This is a genomic window from Arthrobacter sp. NicSoilB4 (assembly GCF_019977335.1).
In the GTDB taxonomy this organism is placed as follows: Bacteria; Actinomycetota; Actinomycetes; order Actinomycetales; family Micrococcaceae; genus Arthrobacter.
Genome location: NZ_AP024653.1, coordinates 181,746 through 206,930 on the forward strand (window position 1 = coordinate 181,746; position 25,185 = coordinate 206,930).

The 25,185-nt window shown below is 68.1% G+C and carries 22 protein-coding genes; 9 read left to right on the forward strand and 13 right to left on the reverse strand.

Going from position 1 to position 25,185, the window contains the following annotated elements; translation table 11 throughout:
- Positions 1–8: 8 nt before the first annotated feature.
- Positions 9–935 (reverse strand): A/G-specific adenine glycosylase, encoded by a 927-nt coding sequence (locus LDO13_RS00885; RefSeq protein ID WP_224049851.1) that lies wholly within the window; start codon positions 933–935, stop codon positions 9–11.
- Between the two features lie 159 nt (positions 936–1,094).
- Here LDO13_RS00885 and LDO13_RS00890 point away from each other — a divergent pair, with 159 nt between their 5' ends.
- Positions 1,095–1,820: a hypothetical protein gene (locus LDO13_RS00890; protein WP_224048220.1), complete on the forward strand. Its 726-nt coding sequence runs from the start codon at positions 1,095–1,097 to the stop codon at positions 1,818–1,820.
- 78 nt (positions 1,821–1,898) lie between these two features.
- Here the strand turns inward: LDO13_RS00890 and disA are convergent, their stop codons facing one another.
- Positions 1,899–2,975: a DNA integrity scanning diadenylate cyclase DisA gene (gene disA / locus LDO13_RS00895; protein WP_224048221.1), complete on the reverse strand. Its 1,077-nt coding sequence runs from the start codon at positions 2,973–2,975 to the stop codon at positions 1,899–1,901.
- A gap of 448 nt (positions 2,976–3,423) precedes the next feature.
- Between disA and LDO13_RS00900 the strand changes: the two genes are divergently transcribed.
- Both LDO13_RS00900 and LDO13_RS00905 read left to right on the forward strand, forming a co-directional pair.
- A complete protein-coding gene (locus LDO13_RS00900) occupies positions 3,424–5,037 on the forward strand; it encodes a peptide chain release factor 3 (RefSeq protein ID WP_224048222.1) in 1,614 nt (537 codons plus the stop codon).
- Positions 5,038–5,243: 206 nt separating this feature from the next.
- Positions 5,244–6,602 (forward strand): GAF domain-containing serine/threonine-protein kinase, encoded by a 1,359-nt coding sequence (locus tag LDO13_RS00905; RefSeq protein ID WP_224048223.1) that lies wholly within the window; start codon positions 5,244–5,246, stop codon positions 6,600–6,602.
- A gap of 26 nt (positions 6,603–6,628) precedes the next feature.
- Here LDO13_RS00905 and LDO13_RS00910 read toward each other — a convergent pair whose 3' ends face one another.
- Positions 6,629–7,831, reverse strand: a complete 1,203-nt coding sequence (locus LDO13_RS00910) for a helix-turn-helix domain-containing protein (protein WP_224048224.1) — start codon at positions 7,829–7,831, stop codon at positions 6,629–6,631.
- A gap of 100 nt (positions 7,832–7,931) precedes the next feature.
- Between LDO13_RS00910 and LDO13_RS00915 the strand changes: the two genes are divergently transcribed.
- Both LDO13_RS00915 and LDO13_RS00920 read left to right on the forward strand, forming a co-directional pair.
- The gene (locus LDO13_RS00915) at positions 7,932–9,002 is read left to right on the forward strand and encodes a ferredoxin reductase (protein WP_224048225.1); all 1,071 of its coding nucleotides are present in this window, start codon (positions 7,932–7,934) and stop codon (positions 9,000–9,002) included.
- 14 nt (positions 9,003–9,016) lie between these two features.
- On the forward strand, positions 9,017–10,219 hold the full coding sequence (locus tag LDO13_RS00920; protein WP_224048226.1) for an acyl-CoA desaturase: 1,203 nt from the start codon (positions 9,017–9,019) through the stop codon (positions 10,217–10,219).
- 238 nt (positions 10,220–10,457) lie between these two features.
- On the opposite strand, the gene LDO13_RS00925 is transcribed toward LDO13_RS00920, so the two are convergent.
- From LDO13_RS00925 to LDO13_RS00950, 6 genes are all read right to left on the reverse strand, one after another.
- Complete coding sequence (locus LDO13_RS00925; protein ID WP_224048227.1) at positions 10,458–11,093, reverse strand: methyltransferase domain-containing protein; 636 nt, start codon at positions 11,091–11,093, stop codon at positions 10,458–10,460.
- 17 nt (positions 11,094–11,110) lie between these two features.
- Entirely contained in the window at positions 11,111–13,237 is a 2,127-nt protein-coding gene (locus LDO13_RS00930; RefSeq protein WP_224048228.1) for a heavy metal translocating P-type ATPase, read from the reverse strand.
- An 86-nt stretch (positions 13,238–13,323) separates the two neighbouring features.
- Positions 13,324–14,802 (reverse strand): multicopper oxidase family protein, encoded by a 1,479-nt coding sequence (locus LDO13_RS00935; protein WP_224048229.1) that lies wholly within the window; start codon positions 14,800–14,802, stop codon positions 13,324–13,326.
- Positions 14,802–15,122: an SHOCT domain-containing protein gene (locus tag LDO13_RS00940; RefSeq protein ID WP_224048230.1), complete on the reverse strand. Its 321-nt coding sequence runs from the start codon at positions 15,120–15,122 to the stop codon at positions 14,802–14,804. The genes LDO13_RS00935 and LDO13_RS00940 overlap by 1 nt, the downstream gene beginning before the upstream one ends.
- A gap of 299 nt (positions 15,123–15,421) precedes the next feature.
- Positions 15,422–16,795: a DNA repair protein RadA gene (gene radA / locus LDO13_RS00945; RefSeq protein WP_224048231.1), complete on the reverse strand. Its 1,374-nt coding sequence runs from the start codon at positions 16,793–16,795 to the stop codon at positions 15,422–15,424.
- Positions 16,796–16,858: 63 nt separating this feature from the next.
- Positions 16,859–17,986 (reverse strand): FUSC family protein, encoded by a 1,128-nt coding sequence (locus LDO13_RS00950; RefSeq protein WP_224048232.1) that lies wholly within the window; start codon positions 17,984–17,986, stop codon positions 16,859–16,861.
- A gap of 252 nt (positions 17,987–18,238) precedes the next feature.
- Between LDO13_RS00950 and pstS the strand changes: the two genes are divergently transcribed.
- The 4 genes from pstS to pstB all read left to right on the forward strand — a co-directional run bounded on the left by pstS (position 18,239) and on the right by pstB (position 22,386).
- Complete coding sequence (pstS, locus tag LDO13_RS00955) at positions 18,239–19,357, forward strand: phosphate ABC transporter substrate-binding protein PstS (protein WP_224048233.1); 1,119 nt, start codon at positions 18,239–18,241, stop codon at positions 19,355–19,357.
- A 150-nt stretch (positions 19,358–19,507) separates the two neighbouring features.
- Positions 19,508–20,440 carry a phosphate ABC transporter permease subunit PstC gene (pstC, locus tag LDO13_RS00960; protein WP_224048234.1) on the forward strand — a complete coding sequence of 311 codons (933 nt, stop codon included), beginning with the start codon at positions 19,508–19,510 and terminating at the stop codon, positions 20,438–20,440.
- Entirely contained in the window at positions 20,441–21,550 is a 1,110-nt protein-coding gene (pstA, locus tag LDO13_RS00965) for a phosphate ABC transporter permease PstA (protein ID WP_224048235.1), read from the forward strand.
- 56 nt (positions 21,551–21,606) lie between these two features.
- Positions 21,607–22,386: a phosphate ABC transporter ATP-binding protein PstB gene (gene pstB / locus LDO13_RS00970; protein WP_224048236.1), complete on the forward strand. Its 780-nt coding sequence runs from the start codon at positions 21,607–21,609 to the stop codon at positions 22,384–22,386.
- Positions 22,387–22,461: 75 nt separating this feature from the next.
- Here pstB and LDO13_RS00975 read toward each other — a convergent pair whose 3' ends face one another.
- From LDO13_RS00975 to LDO13_RS00990, 4 genes are all read right to left on the reverse strand, one after another.
- Positions 22,462–23,472, reverse strand: coding sequence for an inorganic phosphate transporter (locus LDO13_RS00975; protein ID WP_224049852.1), 1,011 nt, complete (start codon positions 23,470–23,472; stop codon positions 22,462–22,464).
- 7 nt (positions 23,473–23,479) lie between these two features.
- Positions 23,480–24,097: a nuclease PIN gene (locus tag LDO13_RS00980; RefSeq protein WP_224048237.1), complete on the reverse strand. Its 618-nt coding sequence runs from the start codon at positions 24,095–24,097 to the stop codon at positions 23,480–23,482.
- Positions 24,098–24,251: 154 nt separating this feature from the next.
- Positions 24,252–24,737, reverse strand: a complete 486-nt coding sequence (locus LDO13_RS00985; RefSeq protein WP_224048238.1) for a GNAT family N-acetyltransferase — start codon at positions 24,735–24,737, stop codon at positions 24,252–24,254.
- A 35-nt stretch (positions 24,738–24,772) separates the two neighbouring features.
- Positions 24,773–25,123 carry a metalloregulator ArsR/SmtB family transcription factor gene (locus LDO13_RS00990; protein WP_224048239.1) on the reverse strand — a complete coding sequence of 117 codons (351 nt, stop codon included), beginning with the start codon at positions 25,121–25,123 and terminating at the stop codon, positions 24,773–24,775.
- Between the last annotated feature and the right edge of the window lie 62 nt (positions 25,124–25,185).

Genomic DNA, 25,185 nt, shown 5'->3' on the forward strand with positions numbered 1-25,185 from the left:
GGACGGGATCAGGCGGGAAGCTGAAAACCGGAAGGATGCAGCACGGCCAGCCCGTCGACGAGGAGCCCGGCCAGGGCGCGCTCCAGCTGCTCCGGGGCGGAGTTGAGCCGGTGCAGGGCGGCAAGCGGAATTCCGATCCCGTCCGGTTCGAAGCCGAGGTCCACCGGAGCCCGCTGGAACAACTCCGGGGCCACCGGCGACTCGGCAACGCGGAGCACGGCCATCACGGCTCCCCGCACCTGGCGGTCGGTTCCGTGCCACGACTGCCCCTTCGGCATGTACGTCGGCGGCGGCTCGCCGGCGGCCAGCCAGGCGCAGGAGGAGCTGACCGGGCATTCCCGGCATTTCGGCGACCGCGCAGTGCACACCAGCGCCCCGAGTTCCATGACGGATGCGTTCCAGCGGACGGAGGAGCCGACGTCGTCGGGCAGCGCCTGCGCGGCCAGCCGCATCTCGGCGGCGGTCAGCGCCTGCGACGGCAGGGCCGCGCCGGAAAACAGCCGGGCATGCACGCGGCGGATATTGGTGTCCACCACGGTTTCACGGCGCCCGAAGGCGAAAGCCGCGACGGCCGCAGCGGTATAGCTCCCCACCCCCGGCAGCTCCAGCAGGTCCGGGTACGTGCCGGGGACCCTGCCGCCATGGCTGGCGCCGATCGCGACGGCGGCCGCGTGCAGCCGCAGCGCGCGCCGGGGGTATCCCAGCCGTCCCCAGGCCCGGACCGCTTCGCCGGCGGGCTCACGGGCCAGGTCGGCAGGCTCGGGCCAGCGCTTCAGCCACTCCTCCCAGACCGGCAGCACACGCACCACCGGGGTCTGCTGCAGCATGATCTCACTGACCAGCACGCCCCACGGTGTGCAGTCAGCAGCGCGCCACGGCAGGTCGCGGGCGTTCGCCTCGAACCAGGCGGCGAGGGCGTCATGAATGGCGGGCAGCGGGAGGGCCGCCGGAGTATCTTCCGGGCGGGCGGCAACAACGGGGGCAGCGGGGGAGTCGGCGAGAGCTTTGATGGATTCAGCGTAATAGATGAGGGCCACAGTCCGCCCGCGGCGTGGGAGGGCTCCATACCCGGCGCGGTTCTCTAGCCTAGAAGGATGGGCAGGCAAGACAATTCAGGAACCCGGGGTTCCCGGCCGGGGGCTTCCGGCAGCGGAGCAACGGCGGCGCGCAAGCCTGCCCGCAAGCCGGCCCGGAAACCGGTCAGCCCCGTCTACCGCCGCCGCCGGCTGTTCGTGGGCGCCGCCCTGCTGCTCGTGATCGCCGTCGTCATCGGCGGGTTCGCCGCCGTCTCCAGTGTCCTCAACGCCGGGCAGTCTTCCTCCGCCGGGCAGTCTTCCTCCGGTGGAGAAGCGGCGCCGTCGGGCCAGGAAACGGGACCCGCCGCCGGACCGGAAACCACGGCTTCACCTTCGGCCACTCCGGAGGGGAACGGGTGCGAGCAGAATCTCGTGACCGTCACCGCCGCCACGGACAAGCCCGCCTACGCCGAAGGCGAGAACCCGGTGCTGACGCTAAAGGTTACGAACGGCAACCGGGTTCCGTGCGAGATCAATATCGGCACTTCCCAGATGGAATTCCTCGTGACCAGCGGTTCGGACCGGATCTTTTCCTCCACTGACTGCCAGGCGGATGCCACCGACCTCGTGAAGACCGTCGCGCCGGGGCAAAGCGAGACGGCAAACTTCCCCTGGCAGCGCAACCGCACACTCCAGGGCTGTGCGCCGATCGAGGCCAAACCGGGAGCGGGCGGCGCTTATTACGTCTTCACCGCGCGGCTGGCGAACAAGACCAGCCCCAAAGCCGTGTTCCAGCTCAACTGATCCCGTCGGCTGCTCCGTAGGTGCCGTTTTGAGGGTCCAAAAGGGCACCTACGGAGCAATCGACGGGGGCGGCGGGAATCAGAGGAAGCGGTCCAAAAGGCTGGCCTCGGCCATCCGGCTCAGGCCCTCACGGACCGTCCGGGCGCGCTGGTCGCCGATGCCATCCACCGTCATGAGGTCATCGATCGTGGCCGCCATCAGGAACTGCAGGCCGCCGAAATGGTCCACCAGGCGGTCTGCGACGGCCTTCGGGACAGCCTTCAGCCCGGAGAGCAGCCGGTAGCCGCGCGGCTGGACGACGGCGTCGAGGTTGGCCTCGCCGCCGGCGAAGCCAACGATCCCGGCGATCTTGCCCAGGTCGATCAGCTCGGTGGGTCCCAGGTTCACGAGCGACTTTACGGCGAGGTCGATGTCCTCGGCGGACGTGTCCGGGCCCGAGTAATCGCGGATGATTACGTCGCTGCCGGGGCCGCGGCCCACGGTCAGCTCGTCCAGCTGGAGCGAGAGCAGCCGGCCGTCCTCGCCGAGTTCCAGCACGTACTGGGAAATCTCCTCCGAAATCCGGCGGACCATCTCCTGGCGCTGCAGGGTCACGGCAACGTCGCGGACCGTCACCATGGCCTCGATTTCCAGGGCCGACAGGGAACTGGTCACCTGGTCCAGGCGCGAGCGGTAACGTTCCAGGGTTGCCAGGGCCTGATTGGCGCGGGCCAGGACCTTTTCCGAGCCCTCCAGGACGTGCCGCAGCCCGTTCACGTAGAGGGCGATGATCTGCATGGACTGGCTGACCGAGATCACCGGGACGCCCGTCTGGATGGCCACCCGCTCGGCGGTCCGGTGCCGGGTGCCGGATTCCTGGGTCTCGATGCTGGAGTCGGGCACCAGCTGGACGGCCGCACGCAGGATGTTGCTGGCGTCCTTGTCGCAGATGATGGCGCCGTCCATTTTGGCCAGTTCCCGCAGGCGGGTGGGGGAGAAATCGATGCCGATGTCGAAGCCGCCGGAACAGATGGATTCGATGGTCCTGTCGATACCCAGCACGATCAGGGCGCCGGTCCGCCCGCGGAGGATGCGCTCCAGGCCGTCGCGGAGGGCGGTGCCCGGAGCCACTCGGCCCAGCGTCGCCTTGAGTGAATCTTCAGGGCTCCGAGCCATAGATATTCCCTTCAAAGGTGCGGGCCTCTGCCCGCAGGTGCGCCGGTTTCCAGTGTTTTCCCTGTGTTGCCGGCAGGATCAAAAGTACTCGGTTCCCCGCTCTCACCATAGTAGAGGTAAAGCGGGCCAACTTCCGCACGGACAAGCCCCAAAGTGGTCCAAAAAGACGCCCGCCGGAACGCCTCCGGAATGCCTGGCAGGAGCCCTTTGCGCGACCGCACTTTTGACCCTTGATGCTCCCTGGCCGGGACCACTTCGCGGCTGCGGCACGTGCTGCGATAAACTTGGAGCCTTGGGGTGCACCGTCTGCCCGGCGCCGCGCCCCAACTAACTCCAGCAGTTCCGCAGAACTCCCGAACAGCCCGCGCTCCTCCGAATAACCCGCGCACCAGCCGGATCCCGCAGGCCCGGGACCGCAATCATTCAAAGCCGCAGCGAAAGTAGCACCGTGTCTCAAGAAGTCCTTAGCCCCGCCCGAGTCCAGGAGATTCACAAGCAGGCGGCCCGGCGTCGGACTTTCGCGGTCATCTCACACCCCGACGCCGGCAAGTCCACGCTGACCGAAGCCCTCGCGCTGCACGCGAAGGTGATCGGCACCGCCGGCGCCTCCAGCGGCAAGGCCAACCGCAAGGAAACGGTCTCGGACTGGATGCAGATGGAAAAGGACCGGGGCATCTCCATCAGCTCAGCGGCCCTGCAGTTCGCCTACCGGGACACCGTGATCAACCTGCTGGACACCCCCGGCCACGCGGACTTCTCCGAGGACACCTACCGGGTACTGGCCGCCGTCGACTGCGCCGTGATGCTCGTGGACGCCGCCAAGGGCCTGGAAACCCAGACGATGAAGCTCTTCGAGGTCTGCAAGCAGCGCAACCTGCCCATCATCACCGTGATCAACAAATGGGACCGGCCGGGCCTGGACGCGCTGGCGCTGATGGATGAGATCACCGAGCGCACCGGCCTCCAGCCGATGCCGCTGACCTGGGCCGTGGGCATCTCCGGTGACTTCCGCGGTGTCTGGGACCTGCGCAACGACCGCTTTGCGCAGTTCAAGCGCAACAACGCCGGCGCCAACATCGCCCTCACCGAGTACTTCACCCCGGAGGAGGCCGCGGCGAGCCAGGGCGATGACTGGTCCAACGCCGTCGACGAGGCAGGGCTGGTCATCGAGTCCAACCTCGAGTTCGACGTCGACGCCTTCCACGCCGGCAAGGCCACACCGATCCTCTTCAGCTCCGCCGCCCTGAACTTCGGCGTCAAGGAGATCCTCGACGCGCTCGTCGACTTCGCCCCGCCGGCCGCCCCGCGGCCCGACGTCGACGGCGCCGCGCGGCCCGTCGACGCGCCCTTCGCCGGCTTCGTCTTCAAGGTCCAGGCCGGCATGAACAAGGCGCACCGGGACCACGTCGCCTTCATCCGGGTCTGCTCGGGCATCTTCGAACGCGGCATGGTGGTCACGCAGGGCCGGACCGGGAAGTCCTTCGCCACCAAGTACGCCCAGCAGGTCTTCGGCCGGGAACGCGAGGTCATTGACGAGGCCTTCCCCGGCGACGTCGTGGGCCTCGTCAACGCCTCCTCGCTGCGGGTCGGCGACAGCCTCTTCCTCGAGCACCCGGTGGAGTTCCCCGCCATCCCGCTGTTCGCCCCCGAGCACTTCCAGGTGGCGCGCTCCAAGGACCCCAGCCGCTTCAAGCAGTTCCGCCGCGGCATCGAGCAGCTGGAACACGAGGGTGTCATCCAGGTGCTCCGCTCGGACATCCGCGGCGATCAGGCGCCCGTGCTTGCCGCCGTCGGCCCCATGCAGTTCGAAGTGGTGGAGGACCGCATGGCGCATGACTTCAGCGCACCGATGCGGCTGGAACGCCTGCCCTATTCGATTGCCCGGATCTCGACGGCGGACGCCATGGCGGCGCTCGCCACCGTGCCCGGCGCCGAGGTGCTGCTGCGCTCCGACGGCGAATACCTCGCCCTCTTCAACGACGTGTGGGCGCTGCGCCGGATCGAGAAGAACCACCCGGACCTGACCCTGCTGCCGATCGGCACGCACAACCCCGCCAAATAGAGGACCACACCCCCGTAGGCGGACAGGAAAATTGGTCCGTGAGAGGTCTTCCTGAACCACGTTTACGCGGTATCATAAGTAGCCTTGCCATCATGCGGGTGCCCCACAATTCCTGCTTTTTGGACTGACCCGCACGACTCCGTCGGCGGGCCCCGCATACAAGGGACAACGAACAATCCTTGACTGACTACAACAGAAAACTTGGCATGGAACCCGGATTTCTGCTGAGCGGCCGCTACCGGATCCAGACCCTCATTGGCAGGGGAAGCCAGTCCACCGTGTACCGCGCCTTTGACAAACTCCTGCAGCGCGACGTGGCCATCAAACTCTTCCGGGATGACGCGGACGATCTTGAACACACCCGCCGGCAGGGCCAGGAGATCCGCATCCTTGCCGGGATGAGCCACCATGCCCTCGTGACACTGTTCGACGCCGGCGCGGACCTGAGTGACCCTGAGGCCCGCCTCACTTACCTGGTGATGGAACTGGTCCGTGGACCGGACCTGCGCCACCGCGCCGCCCAAGGGCCGCTTTCCGCGGCCCACATGGCCCTGATCGGCCACGACCTCGCGGACGGGCTCTCCTACATCCACCATCACGGAATCGTGCACCGCGACGTGAAACCGGCCAACATCCTGCTGGTGGATTACAGCAGCCGGGACCGGCGCCCCCGGGCGAAACTCAGCGACTTCGGCGTCGCCGTCATGATGGGCAAAGGCCCGGTGGGGGACGACGGCGGAACTTCCGGCACCCCCGCCTACCTGAGCCCCGAGCAGGCCGCCGGCGAACCCGCCGGGCCGCTCAGCGACGTGTATTCCCTCGGCCTGGTGCTGCTCGAAGCGCTGACCGGGAAGATGGCCTACCCGGGCGCGCCGATCCAGTCCGCCGTCGCCCGGCTACTCCACGATCCCGACATCCCCGAAGAGATTGCACCCATCTGGACGTCGCTGCTGTCCTCCATGCTTGCCCGCGACCCGGCAGACCGGCCGCCTGCACGCGAAGTCTCGCTCGCGCTGCGCCAGGAAGTCATCAACGGCGCCGCACGCCACCGCCAGGAGGAATCGCCGGCCGAAACCGACGAGGAAGCCCGGATGCGCGCCGTGGAACGCTACCGGATCCTCGACACCCCGGCGGACGGCGCCTTCGACCGGATCGCTGGCCTCGCGGCACGGATGTTCTCGGTTCCCGTGGCAATCGTCAGTGTGGTGGACCACGACCGCATCTGGTTCAAGGCCCACCACGGCACCGACGTCACGGAGATCGGCCGCGACCCGGGCCTGTGCGCCTCAGCGATCCTGCAGGACGACGCCTGGATCGTCGAGGACGCCACCAAGGATCCCCGCACCCTCGCCAACCCGCTGGTGGCGGGCGAGTTCGGCCTGCAGTTCTACGCCGGCGTCCCGCTGCGGACGCCAGACGGCTACAACCTGGGCACCTTCTGCATCCTGGACCGGGAACCCCGGGAGTTCAGCGCCGCCGACACCAGGACGCTGGAGGACCTGGCCGCGATCGTGATGAACGACCTGGAGATGCGGTTGCAGAGCAGGGAAGCGATCGCCAGCTAGGCGGAGCCGCTTAACGCCTGCCGCGCCTAACGCCTGCCGGCGTGCAGCGCCAGCTCCAGTTCGAACCGCGCCTTCGGGTCCTCCAGGGTGTCGCCGAACAGCTCACGCAACTGCGCCGCCCGGTAGCCCACGGTCTGCGGGTGGATGCCGAGCTCTGCCGCCACCGGGGCGCGCTGGCCCCAGTGCCGCAGCCAGGAAAGCAGCGTCTCGGCGAGTCGCTCGCGCTGGGCCGGACGCAGCCCTTCCAGCGGTGCCAGTCGGCGGTTGGCCAGTTCCGCGATGGCGGAGGGCTCCGCACCGAGAATCACCTCGGCCAGGTGTTCGTCAGCCCAGATCGGCGGATCCTCCGGGCCGTCGCGCGGCGGCAGGACCGAGGCTGCCAGCACTGCCAGCCGCAAGGAATCGGGGACCTTCTCCCAGCCGCCTGCCGGCCCCACAGCGGCCCCGCGGCCCCGCAGCGCCTTCTCCAGGTCCGCCCGTGCGGACTTGGACTTCCGCGCCGGAACCAGGGCGACGGCGTCGGTCTCACGTTCGATAACCAGCGTTCCCGGGCCGAGCCGGAGCCGCAGTCCCGCGGACCGCTCCACCGGCAGGGTCACCACCACCATCCGCTGCGGCAGGGACCAGTCGGCCATCGCCGCCGTCTGGCGCAGGGCGGCCTCATCGGCCTGTCCCAGCAGCAGCAGGTCCAGCAGTTCGGTGCGCCGGCGGTCCACCGCGCCGGCCCGCTCGGACTGTTCGAAGGCATACGCCTCGGCGCTGACCGCCGACAACTCGTCGATGTAGGCCAGGATCGATTCGCCCAGATCCACCACGACGGTCTGGCCGAGATGGTGCTCCACGGACACCCGGGACATCTCGCGGAAGGTAACGCGGGCCCCCATCCGGTAGGCGCTCAACAGCGCGTCCATGCTCCTGCCCTGCCGGAACTCGCCGCTCCCCAGCCCTGCCACGAGCTGCCTGCTCTCTTCGGAAAGTGCGGGCAGCCGGGTCCCCGGCAACTGCAGGAAGCGGTCCAGTGCGGCCGCCACGCCGCGGCGCAGCCCGCGCCCGAAGCGGCCTTCGATCGGCCTGGCGTAGGCCGGCACGAGTTGCGGCACGGCATCAATGATGGCTTCGACTATGCCCGGCATCATCGGCCGGAGCACGTCGCTGACCTCGCGGGGCAGGGCCAGCCATGGGGGGTCGTAGGCGGGGGAGCCGGGGGCGCCGGTCGAGGGAGCGTTCATGTGGCTGGTTCCGTAAAATTGTTGCGTAGGGATAGTTTCTTCTGGTCGATCGTATGCCTTGGGTGAAGAAGTATGACCCTTTCTGACATAAGATTGATAAATGATCCGGCTCCGTAAGCTGGCGCGCGCCGCATCTCTACTGACCACCCCACTAGCTCCAGAAGACATTCTGTCGCTGTTCAACCCTGTGTTTTCTGCCCGCCAACTGCGCGGCGTGGTCACCCGGGTGGTTCCAGAAACGGCCGATTCCGCCACCATTTTCTTCCGTCCCGGCCGCGGCTGGCAAGCGCACCTTGCCGGCCAGTGGGCCCGCATTGGCGTCGAGCTCGACGGCGTCCGCCACTGGCGGTCGTACTCGCTCAGCGCCCCCGCCGGCAAGGACCCGGCCATCACCGTCAGCGACATGGGCGCCGTCTCCGGGACCCTCGTGCGCAACACCAAACCCGGCGACGTGCTCTTCCTGGCGCCGCCGCAGGGCGACTTCGTCCTCCCCGAGCACCCGCGCCCCTTGCTGATGCTCACTGCAGGCAGCGGGATCACGCCGGTCATGTCCATGATCCGCACTCTCGTCCCGCACCGCCCGGACTCCGACGTCGTCCTTATCCACACAGCCCGAACCCCGGCGGACGCCATCTTCCACGAGGAACTGGCCGAACTGGCGGACCAGTTCCCCAACTTCCGCGTCATCCACTGGTTCACCGGCGCACGCGGCCGGATCGACTTCAGCTCCATTGCCGGACTCGAGCAGCTCTGCCCGGACTGGCGCCAGCGTGCAGCCTACGCGTGCGGCCCCGAGAGCTTCCTCGACGACGCCGAGGCGCTCTGGGAGGCGGAGACCGCAACCAAAGAACCTTCGGAAGCCACCCTCACCATCGAGCGCTTCAGCACCAAGCTCGCCGGCGGGGAAGGGCATGACGGCGGCCTGGTCACGTTCGAGGCGTCTGACCGCGAGGTCGAAGCCGACGGCGACACCCCGCTGCTCGACGTCGGCGAGGACGCCGGCGTCCTGATGCCCAGCGGCTGCCGCATGGGCATCTGCCACAGCTGCCTTATCCCCCTCCGGGCCGGCCAGGTCCGTGACCTGCGCACGGACGAAGTCCACGGCGAGCCCGGCCAACTAATCCAGACGTGTGTTTCGGCAGCCGCCGGACCCGTTAACCTCGACCTCTGAGGAGTACCCACCGCATGACGATTGTTTCCGACAAGACTGACATTTCCGAGGACGCTCCCCAAGGCGCCGATGACGCTGCCAAGACGCCTGCTGCCGTGAAGACGCGGCGCGGCGCCCTCGCCGAGACCGGCAGCCCCACGGTTCGGCCCCCGGCTGCCGCGCATCTCTCCGACGAACAGGTCGCCGAGCTGGGCCGCGAACTCGACGCCATCAAGGACGACATCCTTGCCAAGCGCGGATCGTCTGACGCCGCCTACATCCGCCGCATGATCAAGATCCAGCGCGGCCTGGAGATTTCCGGGCGCGCCACGCTTCTGGTCAGCAAGCACAAGGCAGCCTGGGTTGCCGGGACCACCCTGCTCAGCCTGGCCAAGATCCTGGAAAACATGGAGCTCGGCCACAACATCCTGCACGGCCAGTGGGACTGGATGCGGGACCCGGACATCCACTCCACCACCTGGGAGTGGGACTTCGTGACCCCGGCGCGTTCGTGGCAGCACACCCACAACGACCTGCACCACCGCTGGACCAACGTCGTCGGCAAGGACAACGACGTCGGATACAACCTCCTGCGGATGGACGCTGACCAGGAGTGGAAGCCGTTCAACCTGGGCAACCCGCTCTACAACGCCCTGCTGGCCCCGGTCTTCGAGTGGGGCATCGCGATCTACGATCTCGAGCTGAACGATTACAAGGAGGGCAACAAGTCCAAGGAGGCCCTCACCAAGGACCTCAAGGCCCTCGGCCGCAAGGCGCTCACGCAGTTCACAAAGGACTACGCCGCCACCCCCGCCGTCGCAATGCTGACCGGATCCGGCAAGCAGGCGCTCTACGGCACCCTGACCGCTAACGCGGTGCGCAACGTCTGGGCCCACGCGGTGATCTTCTGCGGACACTTCCCCGAGGGCACCGATACGTTCACCGAGGAAATGGTCGAAGGCGAGACCCGCGGCGACTGGTACGTCCGGCAGATGATCGGCTCAGCCAACATCTCCGGTTCCAAGTTCATGCACCTGATGACCGGTAACCTCTCTCACCAGATCGAGCACCACCTCTTCCCGGACATTCCGTCCAACCGATACGCCGAGGTGGCGCCGAAGGTCCAGGAAATCTGCAAGCGGTATGGACTGCCGTACACCACCGGGCCCATCTGGAAGCAGGTCGGCTCCACCTGGGCCAAGGTCTTCAAGCTGGCACTGCCGCCCAAGAAGGCCTAGGCTCCGGGCCTCACACCGGTCTCACTGACTCACGCAAGGGGTGTCTGCCATCGCGGCAGGCACCCCTTTTGCGTGGAGTCCAGCCGGTGGCGCCCGTTGCCCGGCGTTCCAGCCCAGTTGCAAGCCCCGGGAGGTCGCCCTTTCAGCTGGGAACCAAGGAATCCCGGGCCGCAGCGCGCCGTGGGCCGAAGTAACTGGGCAGGAGCGTCGCGCGGGGCATGCCACGCGGGGGCTGCGCTCAGGGTTTGCTGGCCTGCCCCAGGACGTGGGCCAGCCGCGGGTTGCCGGGGAGGACCGAAAAGCCGAACCGCTCCAGGCCCTGCACCGTGAAGCCTGCCCCGGCGATCGCGGCGGCAGTGTCGCGGTTGGGGTGGCATCCGCCTGCCATCCGGCTCCACAAAGGGGTGACCAGGTCTTCGGCGGCCCCCAGCACCCGGTGGGCTGAGCGGACATGTTCATAGAACAGCAGCAAGCCGCCCGGCCGCAGGACCCGGGCCATCTCCGCCAGGGCAACGGACTGGTCCGCCACGCTGCACAGCACCAGACTGGAGACGACGACGTCGACCGAGGCGTCCGCCGCCGGCAGCGACTCCGCCACGCCGTCCTCCACGGTCACCGGCACCGGCGCCCGGCTGGCGGCGGCCCGGGCGAGCTCCCTGAGTGTGGGGTCCGGTTCGAGGGCCAGCACGCCCGTCACCGCGGCCGGGTAGAACGGAAACGTTGCCCCGTAGCCCGCCCCGATTTCGACGACGACTCCGCGCGCCGCTGCCACCAGCCGCCTGCGGTGGTCCGCCGCCCCGCGGGCGTCCATCCGCGGACCCACCCGCGCATAGGAGCGCCCGAAGGATGACTCGCGGCGGGTGCTTTCCGGCACGGAGTGTCTCCTTCCGGTCAGCCGACGTCGGCGGGGTTGAGCTTCAGGCGCCGCAGCAGCTGGGCGTTAAGGGCCACCACGATCGTGGACGCGGACATCAGTACGGCGCCGGCGGCGGGCGACAGGACGATCCCGGCGAAGGCCAAGACGCCGGCCGCCAGCGGCACGGCAATAATGTTGTATCCCGTGGCCCACACGAGGTTCTGCCACATTTTCCGGTAGCTGGCCCGGGACAGGTCCACCATGGACAGCACCGCCCGGGGGTCGTTCCCGGCAAGGACCACGCCGGCGGACTCCACCGCGACGTCCGTCCCGCCTCCGATCGCGATGCCCACCTCGGCCCGGGCCAGGGCGGGGGAGTCGTTGACGCCGTCTCCCACCATCGCCACCCTGAGGCCGCGGGCCTGCAGTTCGGCGACCTTCTTGTCCTTGTCCGCAGGGAGGACCTCGGCGAAGACCTCGTCAATCTTCAGTTCGGCGGCCACCGCCTGGGCAACCTGCCGGGCGTCGCCCGTGATCATGGCAACCTTGATGCCGCGGCGCTGCAGGGCCACGACGGCCTGGCGGGATTCCGGCCGGACCCCGTCCTCAAGGCTCACGGCACCCAGCACGGTGGTGCCGTCCACGACATGGAGCACCGCGGCTCCGCGGTCCCGCCAGGCCGCCGTGACGGCTGCCAGATCCGGCGGCTCCTCCGCCCCCAGCTCCCGGAGCAGGGCAGGACCGCCCACCCGGACCGTCCGGCCGCCGACAGTGGCACTGACCCCGCGGCCGGTCAGGGAGGTGAATTCGCTCGCCTGCGGGACCGGCAAGTCGCGCCCGCGGGCGGCGGCCACGATGGCACGCGCCACCGGGTGCTCGCTGTCCGACTCCGCCGCGGCGGCCAGCGTGAGCAGCCCGTCCCGGTCGGTCCCATCGGCGGCGGCAACGCCCTTGAGTTCCGGCTCGCCCCTGGTCAGCGTCCCCGTCTTGTCGAACAGCACGACGTCGACCGTCCGCATCCGCTCGAGCGCCATCCGGTCCTTGATCAGCACACCGGCCCGGGCCGCCCGTTCCGTAGAAATCGCGATGACCAGCGGGATGGCCAGGCCAAGGGCATGCGGGCAGGCAATCACCAGCACCGTCACGGTGCGCTCAACGGCGTCGGGCACACTGCCCAGCAGCGTCCAGGCGATGAACGTGAGGACGCCGGTTCCGGCGGCGAAGTAGAACAGGAAGGCGGCGGCACGGTCGGCGAGGGCCTGCGCCCGCGATGAAGACGCCTGGGCTTCGGCCACGAGCCGCTGGATCCCGGCGAGGGCGGTGTCCTCGCCGATGGCCGTTACCCGGACGCGGAGGCTGTTGTCCGTGGCTACGGTCCCCGCGACCACGGGATCGCCGGGGGCGCGCAGGACGGTCTTGGACTCGCCCGTGATCATGGATTCGTCGAATTCGGCCTGCCCCTCGATCACGGTTCCGTCTGCCGGCATCCGGCCTCCGGAGCGGACCAGGATGGTATCGCCGCTCCGGAGCTCCGACACGCCCACGATCTCCGTTCCGGATCCGGTGATGAGCTCGGCCTCGTCCGGGAGCAGTGCCGCCAGGGCATCCAGGGCGCCTTGCGCCGAGCCGAGGGCGCGCATTTCGAGCCAGTGTCCCAGGAGCATGATGTCGACCAGCAGGGCCAGTTCCCACCAGAAGTCGAGATCGAAGCCGCCGATCCCCAGCGTGGTCGCCCACGAGGCGGTGAACGCCACCGTGATGGCCATGGCGATCAGCAGCATCATTCCCGGTGTCCGGGCCTTCAGCTCATTGAGGCCGCCCTTGAGGAACGGCCGGCCGCCGTAGAAGAAGATAACGGTTCCCAGCACGGGAGGAATCCAGGCTGAGCCGGGGAACGCGGGTGGCTCGTAACCGAGCAGCTGCCCGAACATGGGGCTGAAGAAGACCACCGGAACGGCCAGGGCAAGGGTCACCCAGAACCTGTTTTTGAACATCGCCACGCTGTGCCCGGCGTGCTGGCCGTGGCGATGAACGACGTGCTCGTCGTCCGGTGGGGCGGCCGGGCCGGCAGGCCTGCCATGGGGCCGGTGCCCTGCGTGTTCTGCGTTCGCGTGGTTCAGCTGCTGGCTGCCGACGGGGTGGCTTCCGTGCCGGTGTTCCATGATGCACTCCCAGGGAGGTTCATCGTATGTTCGGGATCAGCTCCAACATACCCCTAGGGGGTATGTCTGGCAAGAGGTTCCCGCTATCAGCGGACCTCGATCACCCCCATCATGCCCAGGTCCTCGTGGTCCAGGATGTGGCAGTGGTAGACCGAGCGGCCGCTGAAGTCGCGGAAAGGGATCCTCACCGTGGCGCGCCCGTTTGCGCGCACGGTCACCACGTCCCGCCGGTCCACGACATCCAGCACCCGGCCGTTGTCCTCGATGAGCTGCATCGGCCACACATGGAGGTGGAAGGGATGGTCCATGGGACTCGTGTTGACCAGCGTCCATTCCTCGACCGAACCGGCCGCCACGACCGTGTCCGTGCGGGCCTCGCTGTATTCACGGCCGTTGATGGTGAAGCGCATGCCGCCCATGCCCCCGCCCATGCCGCCCGGCCCCCCGCCCATGGCCAGGATTATCTGCCGGCGGGCGGCCACAGGTGCGGAGCGCAGGTCCTCCAGGGCCGGCCGGGCGGTGACGGTGCCCGGCGGGGCTCCGGGTTCGCCGTCCACCCGAACGATCGCCAGAGCGGCCGTCCCGTCGGCGGGGGCCCGTCCCTGCCCCATCATGCCCGGCATGCCGCCGCGGTCATAGGGGAGGGCCTGCAGGGCCGATTCGCCGGCGGTGTACGTCAGCAGCACGTCCGCTCGGTTGCCCGGCGCCAGCAGGAGTTCGTTGACGGTTTCCGGATCCGGAAACCGCCCCGAGTCCAAGCCGAGCAACTGCAGTTGCTGTCCGTCCAGCCGGAGCCGGAGGAAGCGGGCCACGCAGGCGTTCACGATCCGCCATCGTTCCCGTTCGCCCGGGCGGGCGGTCAGGAGCGGGATGCTCTGCCCGTTGAGCAGGAGCAGTTCGCCTTCCCGGCCGGCCATGCGTTCCATGAAGGACGCCGCGGCGATGTTCCCGGCGCTGTCCAGGGTGGTGTCCGAGACCAGCAGGACCCTTTCCCGGTTCACCGGCATGGCTTCGGGATCCTCGACGATGATCGCCCCGAAAAGCCCCGCGAAGATCTGCCCTGCAACCATGCCGTGGTGGTGCGGGTGGTACCAGTACACGCCAGGCGGGTGGTCCGGAGGCAGCCGGTAGCTGTAGTCGAAACCCTCTCCGGGCCTGACCGCCACGAACACGTTGTCGCTGTTGGCCTGCGGGGACACGTGCAGGCCATGGACGTGCAGGTTCGTCGGTTCGCCGAGGCTGTTCACGAGCCTGATGGTGAGCTCGTCGCCCGGTCGCAGGCGGAGCGTGGGGCCCGGGACCGTGCCGTTGTAGCAGAGAGCGCCGGCGGGGCGTCCGCCGAGCTCCACCTGCCCGGGAGCAGCATCAAGGGTGAGCTGCAGCCTGCCGTCCGCGCTGCGGAGTTCAGGAGGGCTGCGGAGCCCGGAACCCTGGGCGGGAGGTGTGCCGCCGGTCGGCTGCTGACTGGAGGCGAGGGACCACCACAGCCCGGCCCCGCCTGCCACGGTAGCCGCCGTCCCCAGACCGCCCAGGAGCAGGGCGTCGCGGCGGCTGATCGGCCGCACTACGGCTCCTCGCCGAGCACTTTCAAATTCTCGCGGTATTGCTCCGGGGTGAGCTCGCCCCTCGCGAAGCGTTCATCCAGGATCAGCCGCGCCTGGCTTTTGCCGCCCGGAATACCGGGGCCGCTTGGCGGGCCGTAGGGCGGGGTTCCATATGGCGGGGTTCCGTAAGGTCCGGGTCCGCCCGGTTGGGCGGGGCCGCTGCGGCCGCTTCCGCCGGTGAAGAGCCGGACCGCGAGGAGCACCAGCACGGCGATCCCGACCAGCAACAGCAGGCCCCAGAGCCACATCAGGCCCAGGCCGTCCCAGTAGCGTCCCATCATGGCCAGTTCCCTTCGCCCGTGACCGTTCCCGTACCGCCCCCTTAGCTATGGTCTAACGGATACCGGGCGGGGGATAGGGTCATAAGTCGCCATTCGGGCCGCCGGCCCGCGTTCCTGCCCAGTTACCCGGCTCGGCGCGAACCGGGACGAACCGGGGCACCCGCGAAACCGCGCTTTCCCGCCGCGTCCCGGGGCCGGCCCGCGAAGTAACCGGGCAGGAACGTCACCCGGAAGGAAGGCACCGGGAAAAGTGCCGGAGCCGGGCAGAAGGCCACACCGGAACAGGGGCATTGAAAGCCTCAGCTGATCAGCAGTCCCAGTGCTTCGGCCAGGTGCCCTACTTCCCGCACCGAGAAGCCCGCAGGCACCGGGCCGGGGCCATTCGGGCTCGCGGGGACCACAGCGTGGGTGAACCCCAGCCGGTGGGCTTCCTGGATCCGCTGGTTGATGCCGGGCACCGGACGGACTTCACCGGCCAGGCCCACTTCGCCGAAAGCGATGAGCCGCTGCGGCAGGGGTTTCTTGGACTTGGCCGATGCAACGGCCAGCGCGACGGCCAGGTCCGTGGCGGGCTCGCTGAGTTTCACGCCGCCCACGGTTGCCACGTAGGAATCGTCCTTGCTCAGGAGGCAGCCGGCCCGCTGCTGGAGGACGGCCAGGAGCATCGCCACCCGGGAGCTGTCCAGCCCGCTGGTTGCCCGGCGGGGCTGCGAACTGGCGCTTTCGGCCAGCAGGGACTGCACCTCCGCGAGCAGGGGCCGGCGGCCCTCGAGGGTCACCGTGATGCAGGTGCCGGACACGGGCTCCTTGGTCCGGGAGACGAACAGCCCGCTCGGATCGGCCAGGCCCACGATGCCGTCCTCATTCAGGTCGAAGCAGCCGACGTCGTCCGTGGGGCCGTACCGGTTCTTGACCGCCCGCAGGAGCCGCAGCCGGGAGTGGCGCTCGCCCTCGAACTGGCACACCACGTCCACGAGGTGCTCGAGCAGCCGGGGTCCGGCGATAGAGCCGTCCTTGGTCACGTGGCCCACCAGCAGCGTGGTCATGTTGCGGCGTTTGGCGGCGGCAATCAGGGAGGCCGCAACCTCACGGACCTGCGAAACGCCGCCGGCACTGCCTTCGACGTCGGCGCTGCTCAGCGTCTGCACCGAGTCCACGATCAGCAGGCGTGGCTCGAGCTTCTCCACCTGGCCCAGGGCCTGGCCGAGGTCCGTTTCGGCGGAGAGGTACAGGGATTCGGCGACGGCGTCGATCCGGTCGGCACGGAGTTTGACCTGGGCGGCGGACTCCTCGCCGGTGATGTAGAGGACATCCTGCGCGGTGCGGGCAAACTTGGCCGCGACGTCCAGCAGCAGGGTCGACTTGCCGACGCCGGGTTCGCCGGCGAGCAGGATCACGGCGCCGGGAACCAGCCCGCCGCCGAGGACGCGGTCCAGTTCGTCCACGCCGGTGGGCAGGAAGGCCGCGGTGGTGGCGTCCACCTCGGAGATCCGGCGGGCCGGTTCCAGTACGGTGGTGGCCGCCGTCGTGCGTGCCACGGCGCCGCCGGTTTCCTCCACGCTGCCCCAGGCCTGGCACTCGCCGCAGCGGCCAACCCACTTGGCCGTGGTCCAGCCGCACTCGGCGCATTTGTAGCCCGGAGCCTTGGTGTTCCGGGAAGTCTTGGTAGCCATTGGTCCACCCTATCCGCGCCCAGCGACAACCCGGTGCCCGCCAGACGCCGGCGCAGAGCGATGCTACAGCGGCGGCAGGATGTCGCGGGCTTCCCGGGAGTCCACCCCGGCGGCCTCCAGCAGGTCCACCATCAGCGGGCGGAACAGCATGACCACCGTTTCGCCTTCCAGCCGCTGGACGTCAAGCAGCCGCGGGTGCAGCCGGCCGGCGATTTCGCGCAGCTCCGTCCGGGCGGTCCGCAGGTGCGCGCGGCGGACGCCGTCGTGCACTTCCGCCAGGCCCAGGGAGAGCTCGTCGACGGCGTCGGCCGTGTCCTGCAGGACGTCGGCGATGTTCTGGGTGGCCTCGTCGGACAGTGCCGCATGGTTGATGGCGCTGGTCAGGCGGCGGGCAAAGACCCGGCTGTTGCGCAGGGCCAGGTCGATGTAGTCCAGCGACTGCTCCATCTGGTCCAGCTCATCCCGGTGCCGCCGGTAGGCCGGCGCCAGCGTGGCCACCTCACCGGAGGCCCGCAGGGACTGCCGCATGGCATCGACCAGCGGCTGGCAGTTCCGCCCCCGGATGAGCGCGTGCCAGGCCTGGGTGGAGTCGCTGTAACTCAGTGCGGAGGCGCACTCGCGCAGCACTTCGGCGAGCTCGTGCAGGAGCTTCTTGACGTCGTTGCGGGGTTCCCGCCGCGGGTCCTTGGGGATCAGGATCGTCACCAGCAGGGCGAACACCCCGCCCACGATCGCGTCGATGCTGCGGGTGAACGGCCCCCCGGCCGGCGCCGGCAGAAGGACCACCAGCAGGGACTGCAGCCCCAGCTGGGTGGTGAAGATCGTGCCGCTGTCCAGGAACCGCGCCAGCAGGATCGAGAACAGCAGCACGACGGCGGCCTGCCAGATTCCGGCGCCCAGCCAGTGCAGCAGCAGGTCCCCGACCACGATGCCGATGGTGCAGCCCAGGCCGACTTCCACGACGCGGCGCAGCCTGGGGTCGCGGGAGAAGCCGAGGGAGATGAGGGAGGACGTGGCGGCGAACAGCGGGCCGCTGTGGCCCAGGACGTACTCGGCGAACGCGTAGGCGCCGACGGCGCAGCCGGTCATCTGGATGGCCGGCACCAGGGAGTTCCGGCTCCGGACCAGGCCGGTGCGGACCCGCCCGCGCAGGAACCGGGCGCTTGCTGAGAGTCCAGGGGCGGGGGCCATGCGCTCCAGTCTATTTGTTCGCCGCTGGTGCGCAGTTCGCGCCACAACCCCTACGGACGTGACGCAGCTAACGCAAGAGGGACCCGGCGGATGTAAGCCAATGTCCCGGCGTCGTTAACCCTTCGTTTACCTTGGACCGGCATTCTCTTCATCTGGGGCACCTACCTTCAGTAAAGGTACAAACCGTACGCATCCCTGCCCGGTCTTCTCCGGCCCGGCACGCATAGAAAATCCCTGGAAGGGGTACATCTAGTGAAGGCACTCCGCTTCGGCCGCCACGCGGCAATCGCTGTCATCGCAGCCGGCGCTCTCGCGCTGACCGCCTGTGGTTCTGACAACGCAACGGGCACCGCCCCCGCAACCGCCACGGCATCGGGACCCAAGGTCACCGGCACGCTTACCGGCATCGGCTCCTCCGCACAGGGTGCAGCCATGGACGCGTGGAAGACCAACTTCGCCTCGGCCAACCAGGGCGCATCGGTTCAGTACTCCCCGGACGGCTCCGGCGCAGGCCGCAAGGCACTCCTGGACGGCTCCGCCCAGTTCGGCGGCTCCGACGCCTACCTCAAGGACGAAGAGTACGCCAGCTCCACCACCCAGTGCGGCCCCGACGGCGCCCTCAACATCCCGGTTTACATCTCCCCGATCGCCGTGGCCTTCAACCTGCCCGACATCAAGGAACTGAACCTCGACGCCGTCACCGTTGCCAAGATCTTCCGCGGCGAAATCGCCACGTGGAACGATCCTGCCATCGCCGCGCTGAACCCGGACGCGAAGCTTCCGGACCTCAAGGTCACCCCGGTGAACCGCTCGGATGACTCCGGCACCACCTCCAACTTCACGGACTACCTGGCCGCCGCAGCACCCGAGGCCTGGACCGACAAGCCCGCCGGCATCTGGCCTGCAACCCTGAAGGGCGAAAACGCCAAGGGCACCTCCGGCGTCGTCAAGACTGTCACCGACACCCCGGGCGCCGTGACCTACGCCGACGACTCCGCCGTCAGCGGCAAGCTCGGCGTCGCGCAGATCAAGGTGGGCGAGTCCTTCACTAAAATCTCCGCCGAGGCGGCCGCGAAGGCAGTTGACGCCGGCAAGCCGGTTGAAGGCCGCAACGCCAACGACCTCTCCATCAAGCTGGACCGCACCACCACCATCGAGGGCGCCTACCCGATCGTGCTCGTGTCCTTCCACATCGTCTGCTCCAGCTACGACAAGCAGGAAACTGTCGACCTGGTCAAGGCCTTCGAGAGCTACGTAGTGTCCGACGCCGGCCAGACGGCTGCCGCCGACGCCGCCAAGTCCGCACCGTTGTCCAAGACCCTGCAGGACAAGGCGCTCAAGTCCCTCGAGGCCATCAAGGTCAAGTCCTAGGGATACCTTCCGCCGCAAGGCATAGTGGAAACACCAGCCTGACCCAGGTTCCCTGTTCCGATCAGGCGGTCACCGACCGTCCGCCCGGGGCAGGGAACCTGAGCGTTTTGTCCGAAGTACCAAAAAGATTCGAAGCCGAAGGACCCTGAAGTGACCACCACCTCCCTGACCTCGTCACGGGGCGCAGGCCGTGCCGGAGACAAAGTCTTTTCCGGAGCCACCCTGGCCGCAGGGTGCCTCATCCTGGCCGTGCTCTTCGGCGTGGCGCTCTTCCTCGTAGTCCAGGCATTCCCCGCCCTCACAGCCTCCCCTGACAAGATCAAGGGCGGCGAAGGATTTTTCGCCTACATCTGGCCGATCGTGATCGGCACCCTCATCGCGGCCACGATCGCCCTGGTGATCGCCACTCCGGTCGCGATCGGCGTCGCGCTGTTCATCTCGCACTTCGCCCCGCGGCGGCTCGCTTCGGGCCTCGGCTACGTGGTGGACCTCCTCGCCGCCATCCCCTCCGTGGTCTACGGCGCCTGGGGTGCCGCTTTCCTGGCCAAGGAGATCTCGCCGGCCTACAACTGGCTGGCCAGCAACATGGGCTGGCTGCCGATTTTCCAGGGCCCGGCCTCCGCCACCGGCAAGACCATCCTGACCGCGGGAATCGTGCTGGCCGTCATGGTCCTTCCCATCATCACCTCCCTGACCCGCGAAATCTTCCTGCAGACCCCCAAGCTGCATGAGGAAGCCTCCCTGGCGCTCGGCGCCACGCGGTGGGAAATGATCAAAATGGCTGTCCTGCCGTTCGCCCGCCCGGGAATCGTCAGCGCCGTCATGCTGGGCCTGGGCCGTGCCCTGGGCGAGACCATGGCTGTCGCGCTCGTGCTGTCCTCAGGTGCCCTCACTGCGAGCCTGATCCAAACGGGCAACCAGACTATCGCCGCCGAGATTGCGCTGAACTTCCCTGAGGCCAGCGGGCTTCAGGTCAGCACCCTGATCGCGGCAGGCCTTGTCCTGTTCGTCATCACCCTCGGCGTGAACATGATTGCCCGGTGGATCATCACCCGGCACAAAGAATTCTCGGGAGCCAACTAAATGACCGCCACCCTGACCCCCGTCAAGAAGCGCTCGGCCCTCACCAAGGGCCAGTTGCCCAAGTGGGCGCCCTACGTTGTCCTGGGCCTGGCTCTGGTCCTCGGGGCCGCCATCATGGCCCTGATCGGCTTCAACGCCTTCGGCTGGGGAATCGTCTCCGCCATTCTTTTCGCGGCCGGCCTTGTCGGCTGGAGTGCCGCCGTTGAGGGCAGCCGCAAGGCCAAGGACAAACTCGCCACATGCCTCGTCGTCGGTTCGTTCCTGGTTGCGCTGCTGCCGCTGATTTCCGTGATCTGGACAGTGCTCGTGAACGGGCTTCCCGGGCTCATGGACCCAGGCTTCCTGACCACGTCGATGAACGGCGTCACCGGCGCCTTCGACAACAAGAGTGTCGAGGAAGGCGCGCCGGTGGTCGGCGGCATCTTCCACGCGCTGATCGGCACCCTGCTGATCACCGCGGTCGCGACGGTCATTTCTGTGCCCGTCGGCCTGCTGACCGCCATTTACCTGGTGGAATACGGCAACGACCGCCCGCTGGCCCGCGCCATCACCTTCTTCGTGGACGTCATGACCGGCATCCCCTCGATCGTGGCCGGCCTGTTCGCGGCGGCGTTCTTCTTCGCCATCGTGGGGCCGGGCACCAAAACCGGAGCCGTCTCCGCCGTCGCGCTTTCGGTGCTGATGATTCCCGTGGTGGTCCGCTCCAGCGAGGAAATGCTGAAGATCGTCCCCAACGAACTCCGCGAGGCGGCCTACGCCCTGGGCGTGCGCAAATGGCGGACCATCCTCAAGGTGGTCATCCCGACGGCGATCTCCGGCATCGCCTCCGGTGTCACCCTGGCGATCGCCCGCGTGATCGGTGAAACCGCGCCGATCCTGGTCACCGCAGGCTTCGCCACGTCGATCAACTACAACGTGTTCAGCGGCTGGATGGCCTCACTGCCCACGTTCATCTACACACAGATCCTCAACCCGACGTCGCCGTCCAACCCGGACCCGTCCTCCATGCGTGCCTGGGGTGCGGCCCTGGTCCTCATCATCCTGGTGATGCTGCTCAACCTGATTGCCCGCCTGATCGCCCGCATGTTCGCCCCCAAGACCGGCCGCTAGCCCGGCACCGGCAACCCAACTCTTCAGCCCGTATCTCCAGCAAGTGAAGGAACATCATGTCTAAGCGCATCGACGTCAAGGACCTGAACGTCTACTACAGCAAATTCCTTGCCGTCGAAGACGTCAACATCAACATCGACGCCAAGTCCGTCACCGCCTTCATCGGTCCGTCCGGCTGCGGCAAGTCCACGTTCCTGCGCACCCTGAACCGCATGCACGAGGTCATCCCCGGCGCCCGGGTCGAGGGCGAGGTGCTGCTCGACGGCGACAACCTCTACGGGCCCGGCGTGGACCCCGTGACGGTCCGTTCGCAGATCGGCATGGTGTTCCAGCGCCCCAACCCGTTCCCCACGATGTCCATCCGGGACAACGTGCTGGCCGGCGTGAAGCTCAACAACCAGAAGATGTCCAAGGGCGAGGCCGATGCCCTCGTGGAACGCTCACTGCGCGGCGCCAACCTGTGGAACGAGGTCAAGGACCGCCTCGCGAAGCCCGGCTCGGGCCTTTCCGGCGGCCAGCAGCAGCGGCTCTGCATCGCCCGCGCCATCGCCGTGGAGCCCCAGGTCATCCTGATGGATGAGCCCTGCTCCGCCCTGGACCCGATCTCCACGCTCGCCATTGAGGACCTCATCAATGAGCTCAAGGACGAGTACACCGTGGTGATCGTGACCCACAACATGCAGCAGGCCGCCCGCGTGTCCCAGAAGACTGCCTTCTTCAACATCGCCGGCACCGGGCAGCCGGGCAAGCTGATCGAGTACGGCGACACCCACACCATGTTCAGCAACCCGACCCAGAAGGCCACCGAGGACTACGTCTCCGGCCGCTTCGGATAGACCCCGCCCATCGATTGCTCCGCAGGCGCCCTTTTGAACCCTCAAAAGGGCGCCTGCGGAGCAATCGACGTGTCCTCAGAGCTCCGCGAGCGGTGACAAGGCAAGCGCCAGCACGAAGGCCGCGGCCGCGGTGACAAGCGGCGTGAGCACCCAGAACATCAGCACCTCGATCACCACTTTCCGGTTGGTGTCGGGGAATCGCTGGTTGGATCCGGACCCCAGCACGGCCGAGGTGACCGTGTGCGTGGTGGAGATGGGCAGGTGCAGCCCGATGGCACCGACCAGCAGCATGACTGAGCTGAGCAGCTGCGCCAGGGAACCGCGCATAGGATCCATCCGGATCAGCCGGTAACCGATGGTGTACGAAATGCGCCAGCCCCCGGCCAGGGTCCCGGCGGTCAGCAGAACCGCGGTGAACACGGCCACCCAGACCGGCATCTCGCCGACGTCGGACAGCCCGGACGCCAGCAGCGCCAGGATCAGGACGGCGCTGGTGCGCTGGCCGTCCTGCAGGCCGTGGGCGAAGGCCACGGCTCCCGCGGCGATGCTCTGGGCGCGCCGCGAGCGGCTGTTGACGACATTCGGCGGTGTGTACCGCGCGGCCCAGGTTGCGGGCCAGACCAGCAGGTAGGCGCCCGCGAAGGCCAGTGCAGGTGAGATCAGCAGCGGCAGCACCACCTGGAAGAGCAATGACGTGTCAACGCCGCCCACGGCGTTCCCGCCGACGGCGACGCTTGCGACGCCGGCGCCGGCCAGCCCGCCGACCAGCGCGTGGGTCGACGACGACGGGATGCCCCGCCACCACGTGTAGAGGCCCCAGAGCACGGCACTGGCAAGGCCCGCCATCAGGATGGCCAGCCCGTTTTCGCCGGCGGGGAGCTGCACCCACGTCCGGCTCACGGCGAGGGCCAGGGCGGCGCTGAGTCCGGCGCCGATGAAGTTGAAGAACCCGGCCAGCAGTACCGAAACGGTGGGGGTGAGGGCCCGGGTCCGCACGGCCAGTGCTACCGACGCCGAGGCATCCCGGAAACCGTTCAGGAAGGCGAATGCCCCGGCGAAGACGACCACCAGGGCAAACAGGAACATGGTCACGTCAGGATTCCTTGACGATGATGCTGCCCACCTGGGTCGCGATCCGGCGCATGTCCCTGGTGACGCCGACCAGTTCGTCGGCGATGTCCCTGGTGCGGGCGTACCGCGCCGACTTCATCTCGTTGAGCATGTCCGCGACCCAGACCCGGTGCGACCGTTCTGCGCGCTTGGAGAGGCGGAGGATCTCGATCCAGTAATCCTCAAGATCGTCCAGGTTGTCCAGATTCCGCATGGCGTCCACGGTGAGCTCCGCCTGCCGGCTGATGATTTCCAGCTGGTCCGCGGCGCGTTTGGGCAGGCGGTCGAGTTTGTAGAGCGACACCAGCTCCGCGGCGGCATCAAGTTTCTCCATTGCCTCGTTGAGGTACCGGGACAGGGCATACATGTCCTCGCGGGGGAGCGGGCTCACGAACGTGGTCCGCATGTGGGTCAGCAGGGCAAAATGCAGCTCCGCGCACTTGGCCTCGTGGTTGTGCATGTCTTCCACCAGCCGGTCGTTCTCCGTGGCGGGCGCCCCAAGGATCTCCGAGAGGGTGCCTGTGGCGAGCACAATCTGGCGTGCCAGCTGGGCAAGGAGGTTCAGCCCGGCGGGCTCCTGGGGGAAAAGGCGCAGCTTCACGTGTGATTACCGGTCTTCGGGAGGGAGGTGCACGGGTGTTGTTTGCCGGGCGTGTGAGGTGATGATGACCCGCGCATGGGGCTTACTTTACCGTCCGGCTCGAAAGCGCCGGGAAGGCGCCCGGCAGGCCCCCGGAATATGACGGCGTGGCTGGTCAGATGGCGGGGGAGCGGCGCTCGATGAGTACTGTGTCGCGCCACTGCCCGGTGAGCGGGCCGTGGGTCATTCTGGCAATTCGGTGCCTGCGCCCGACGACGGCGTAGCCGTTGGCAAGGTGGAGTTTGAGGCTGGCTTCGTTTTCGGGAAAGACGCTGGCCTGGATGGTCCAGATCCCGTCACGCTCCGTGGATTGCGCCAATGCCCGCAGCAGCGCGGCGCCCAGGCCCCTCCCGCGTGCTTCGGTTGCGATGTACACAGAGTGCTCCACCACGCCGGAGTAGGCGGGGCGCGCAGGGACGGGGGAGACGGCAGCCCAGCCAAGGATTCCGCCGTCGTGTGCTTCGGCCACAAGCCGGTGGCGGGGCAGCCTCGAGGCGTTGAAACGTTCCCACTCGGGCGCCTCTGATTCGAACGTGGCGTTCCCTGTGGCGATGCCCTCGCGGTAGATCCGCTGGACGGCCGGCCAGTCGTCCTCGCGCATGGGACGGATCGTGGCAGCGGACTGTTCTGGCGCGGTCACAGGGTGGCCAGGAGGCCGGCCGTTTGTTCCAGGGCGCCCGGAACCAGGGAGTAATAGGCCCAGGTGCCACGTTTCTCGCGGTGCAGCAGGCCCGCGTCGACCAGGATCTTCAGATGGTGGGAGACCGTGGGCTGGCCCAGGTCCAGCGGTTCGGTGAGGTCACACACGCAGGATTCGCCTGTTGCTTCTGCCTTGACGATGGAGAGCAGCCGCAGCCGGTTGGGATCGGCCAGCGCCTTGAAGACCAAGGCCTTCTGCTTTGCCTCCTCAGCGCCCAGGGCGGGCGCGCCCGCCGGGGCGCAGCACGATTCATCCGTGGCCGGCTCAAGTGTGGGCAGCGAGTTCATCTACCCATTATGCCCCGATATTGACAACCATCAATGTGTGCGCCGCGGGGGGCTGCGTCGGG

Coding starts and splice junctions, on each gene's coding strand:
- radA (WP_224048231.1), bottom strand. CDS start 16,795: ATGGCTACCAAGACTTCCCGGAACACCAAGGCTCCGGGCTACAAATGC.
- LDO13_RS00920 (WP_224048226.1), top strand. CDS start 9,017: ATGACGATTGTTTCCGACAAGACTGACATTTCCGAGGACGCTCCCCAA.
- LDO13_RS00910 (WP_224048224.1), bottom strand. CDS start 7,831: ATGAACGCTCCCTCGACCGGCGCCCCCGGCTCCCCCGCCTACGACCCC.
- pstA (WP_224048235.1), top strand. CDS start 20,441: ATGACCGCCACCCTGACCCCCGTCAAGAAGCGCTCGGCCCTCACCAAG.
- LDO13_RS00990 (WP_224048239.1), bottom strand. CDS start 25,123: ATGAACTCGCTGCCCACACTTGAGCCGGCCACGGATGAATCGTGCTGC.
- LDO13_RS00930 (WP_224048228.1), bottom strand. CDS start 13,237: ATGGAACACCGGCACGGAAGCCACCCCGTCGGCAGCCAGCAGCTGAAC.
- LDO13_RS00985 (WP_224048238.1), bottom strand. CDS start 24,737: ATGCGCGAGGACGACTGGCCGGCCGTCCAGCGGATCTACCGCGAGGGC.
- LDO13_RS00950 (WP_224048232.1), bottom strand. CDS start 17,986: ATGGCCCCCGCCCCTGGACTCTCAGCAAGCGCCCGGTTCCTGCGCGGG.
- LDO13_RS00975 (WP_224049852.1), bottom strand. CDS start 23,472: ATGTTCCTGTTTGCCCTGGTGGTCGTCTTCGCCGGGGCATTCGCCTTC.
- disA (WP_224048221.1), bottom strand. CDS start 2,975: ATGGCTCGGAGCCCTGAAGATTCACTCAAGGCGACGCTGGGCCGAGTG.
- pstB (WP_224048236.1), top strand. CDS start 21,607: ATGTCTAAGCGCATCGACGTCAAGGACCTGAACGTCTACTACAGCAAA.
- LDO13_RS00890 (WP_224048220.1), top strand. CDS start 1,095: ATGGGCAGGCAAGACAATTCAGGAACCCGGGGTTCCCGGCCGGGGGCT.
- LDO13_RS00905 (WP_224048223.1), top strand. CDS start 5,244: ATGGAACCCGGATTTCTGCTGAGCGGCCGCTACCGGATCCAGACCCTC.
- LDO13_RS00915 (WP_224048225.1), top strand. CDS start 7,932: ATGATCCGGCTCCGTAAGCTGGCGCGCGCCGCATCTCTACTGACCACC.
- LDO13_RS00940 (WP_224048230.1), bottom strand. CDS start 15,122: ATGATGGGACGCTACTGGGACGGCCTGGGCCTGATGTGGCTCTGGGGC.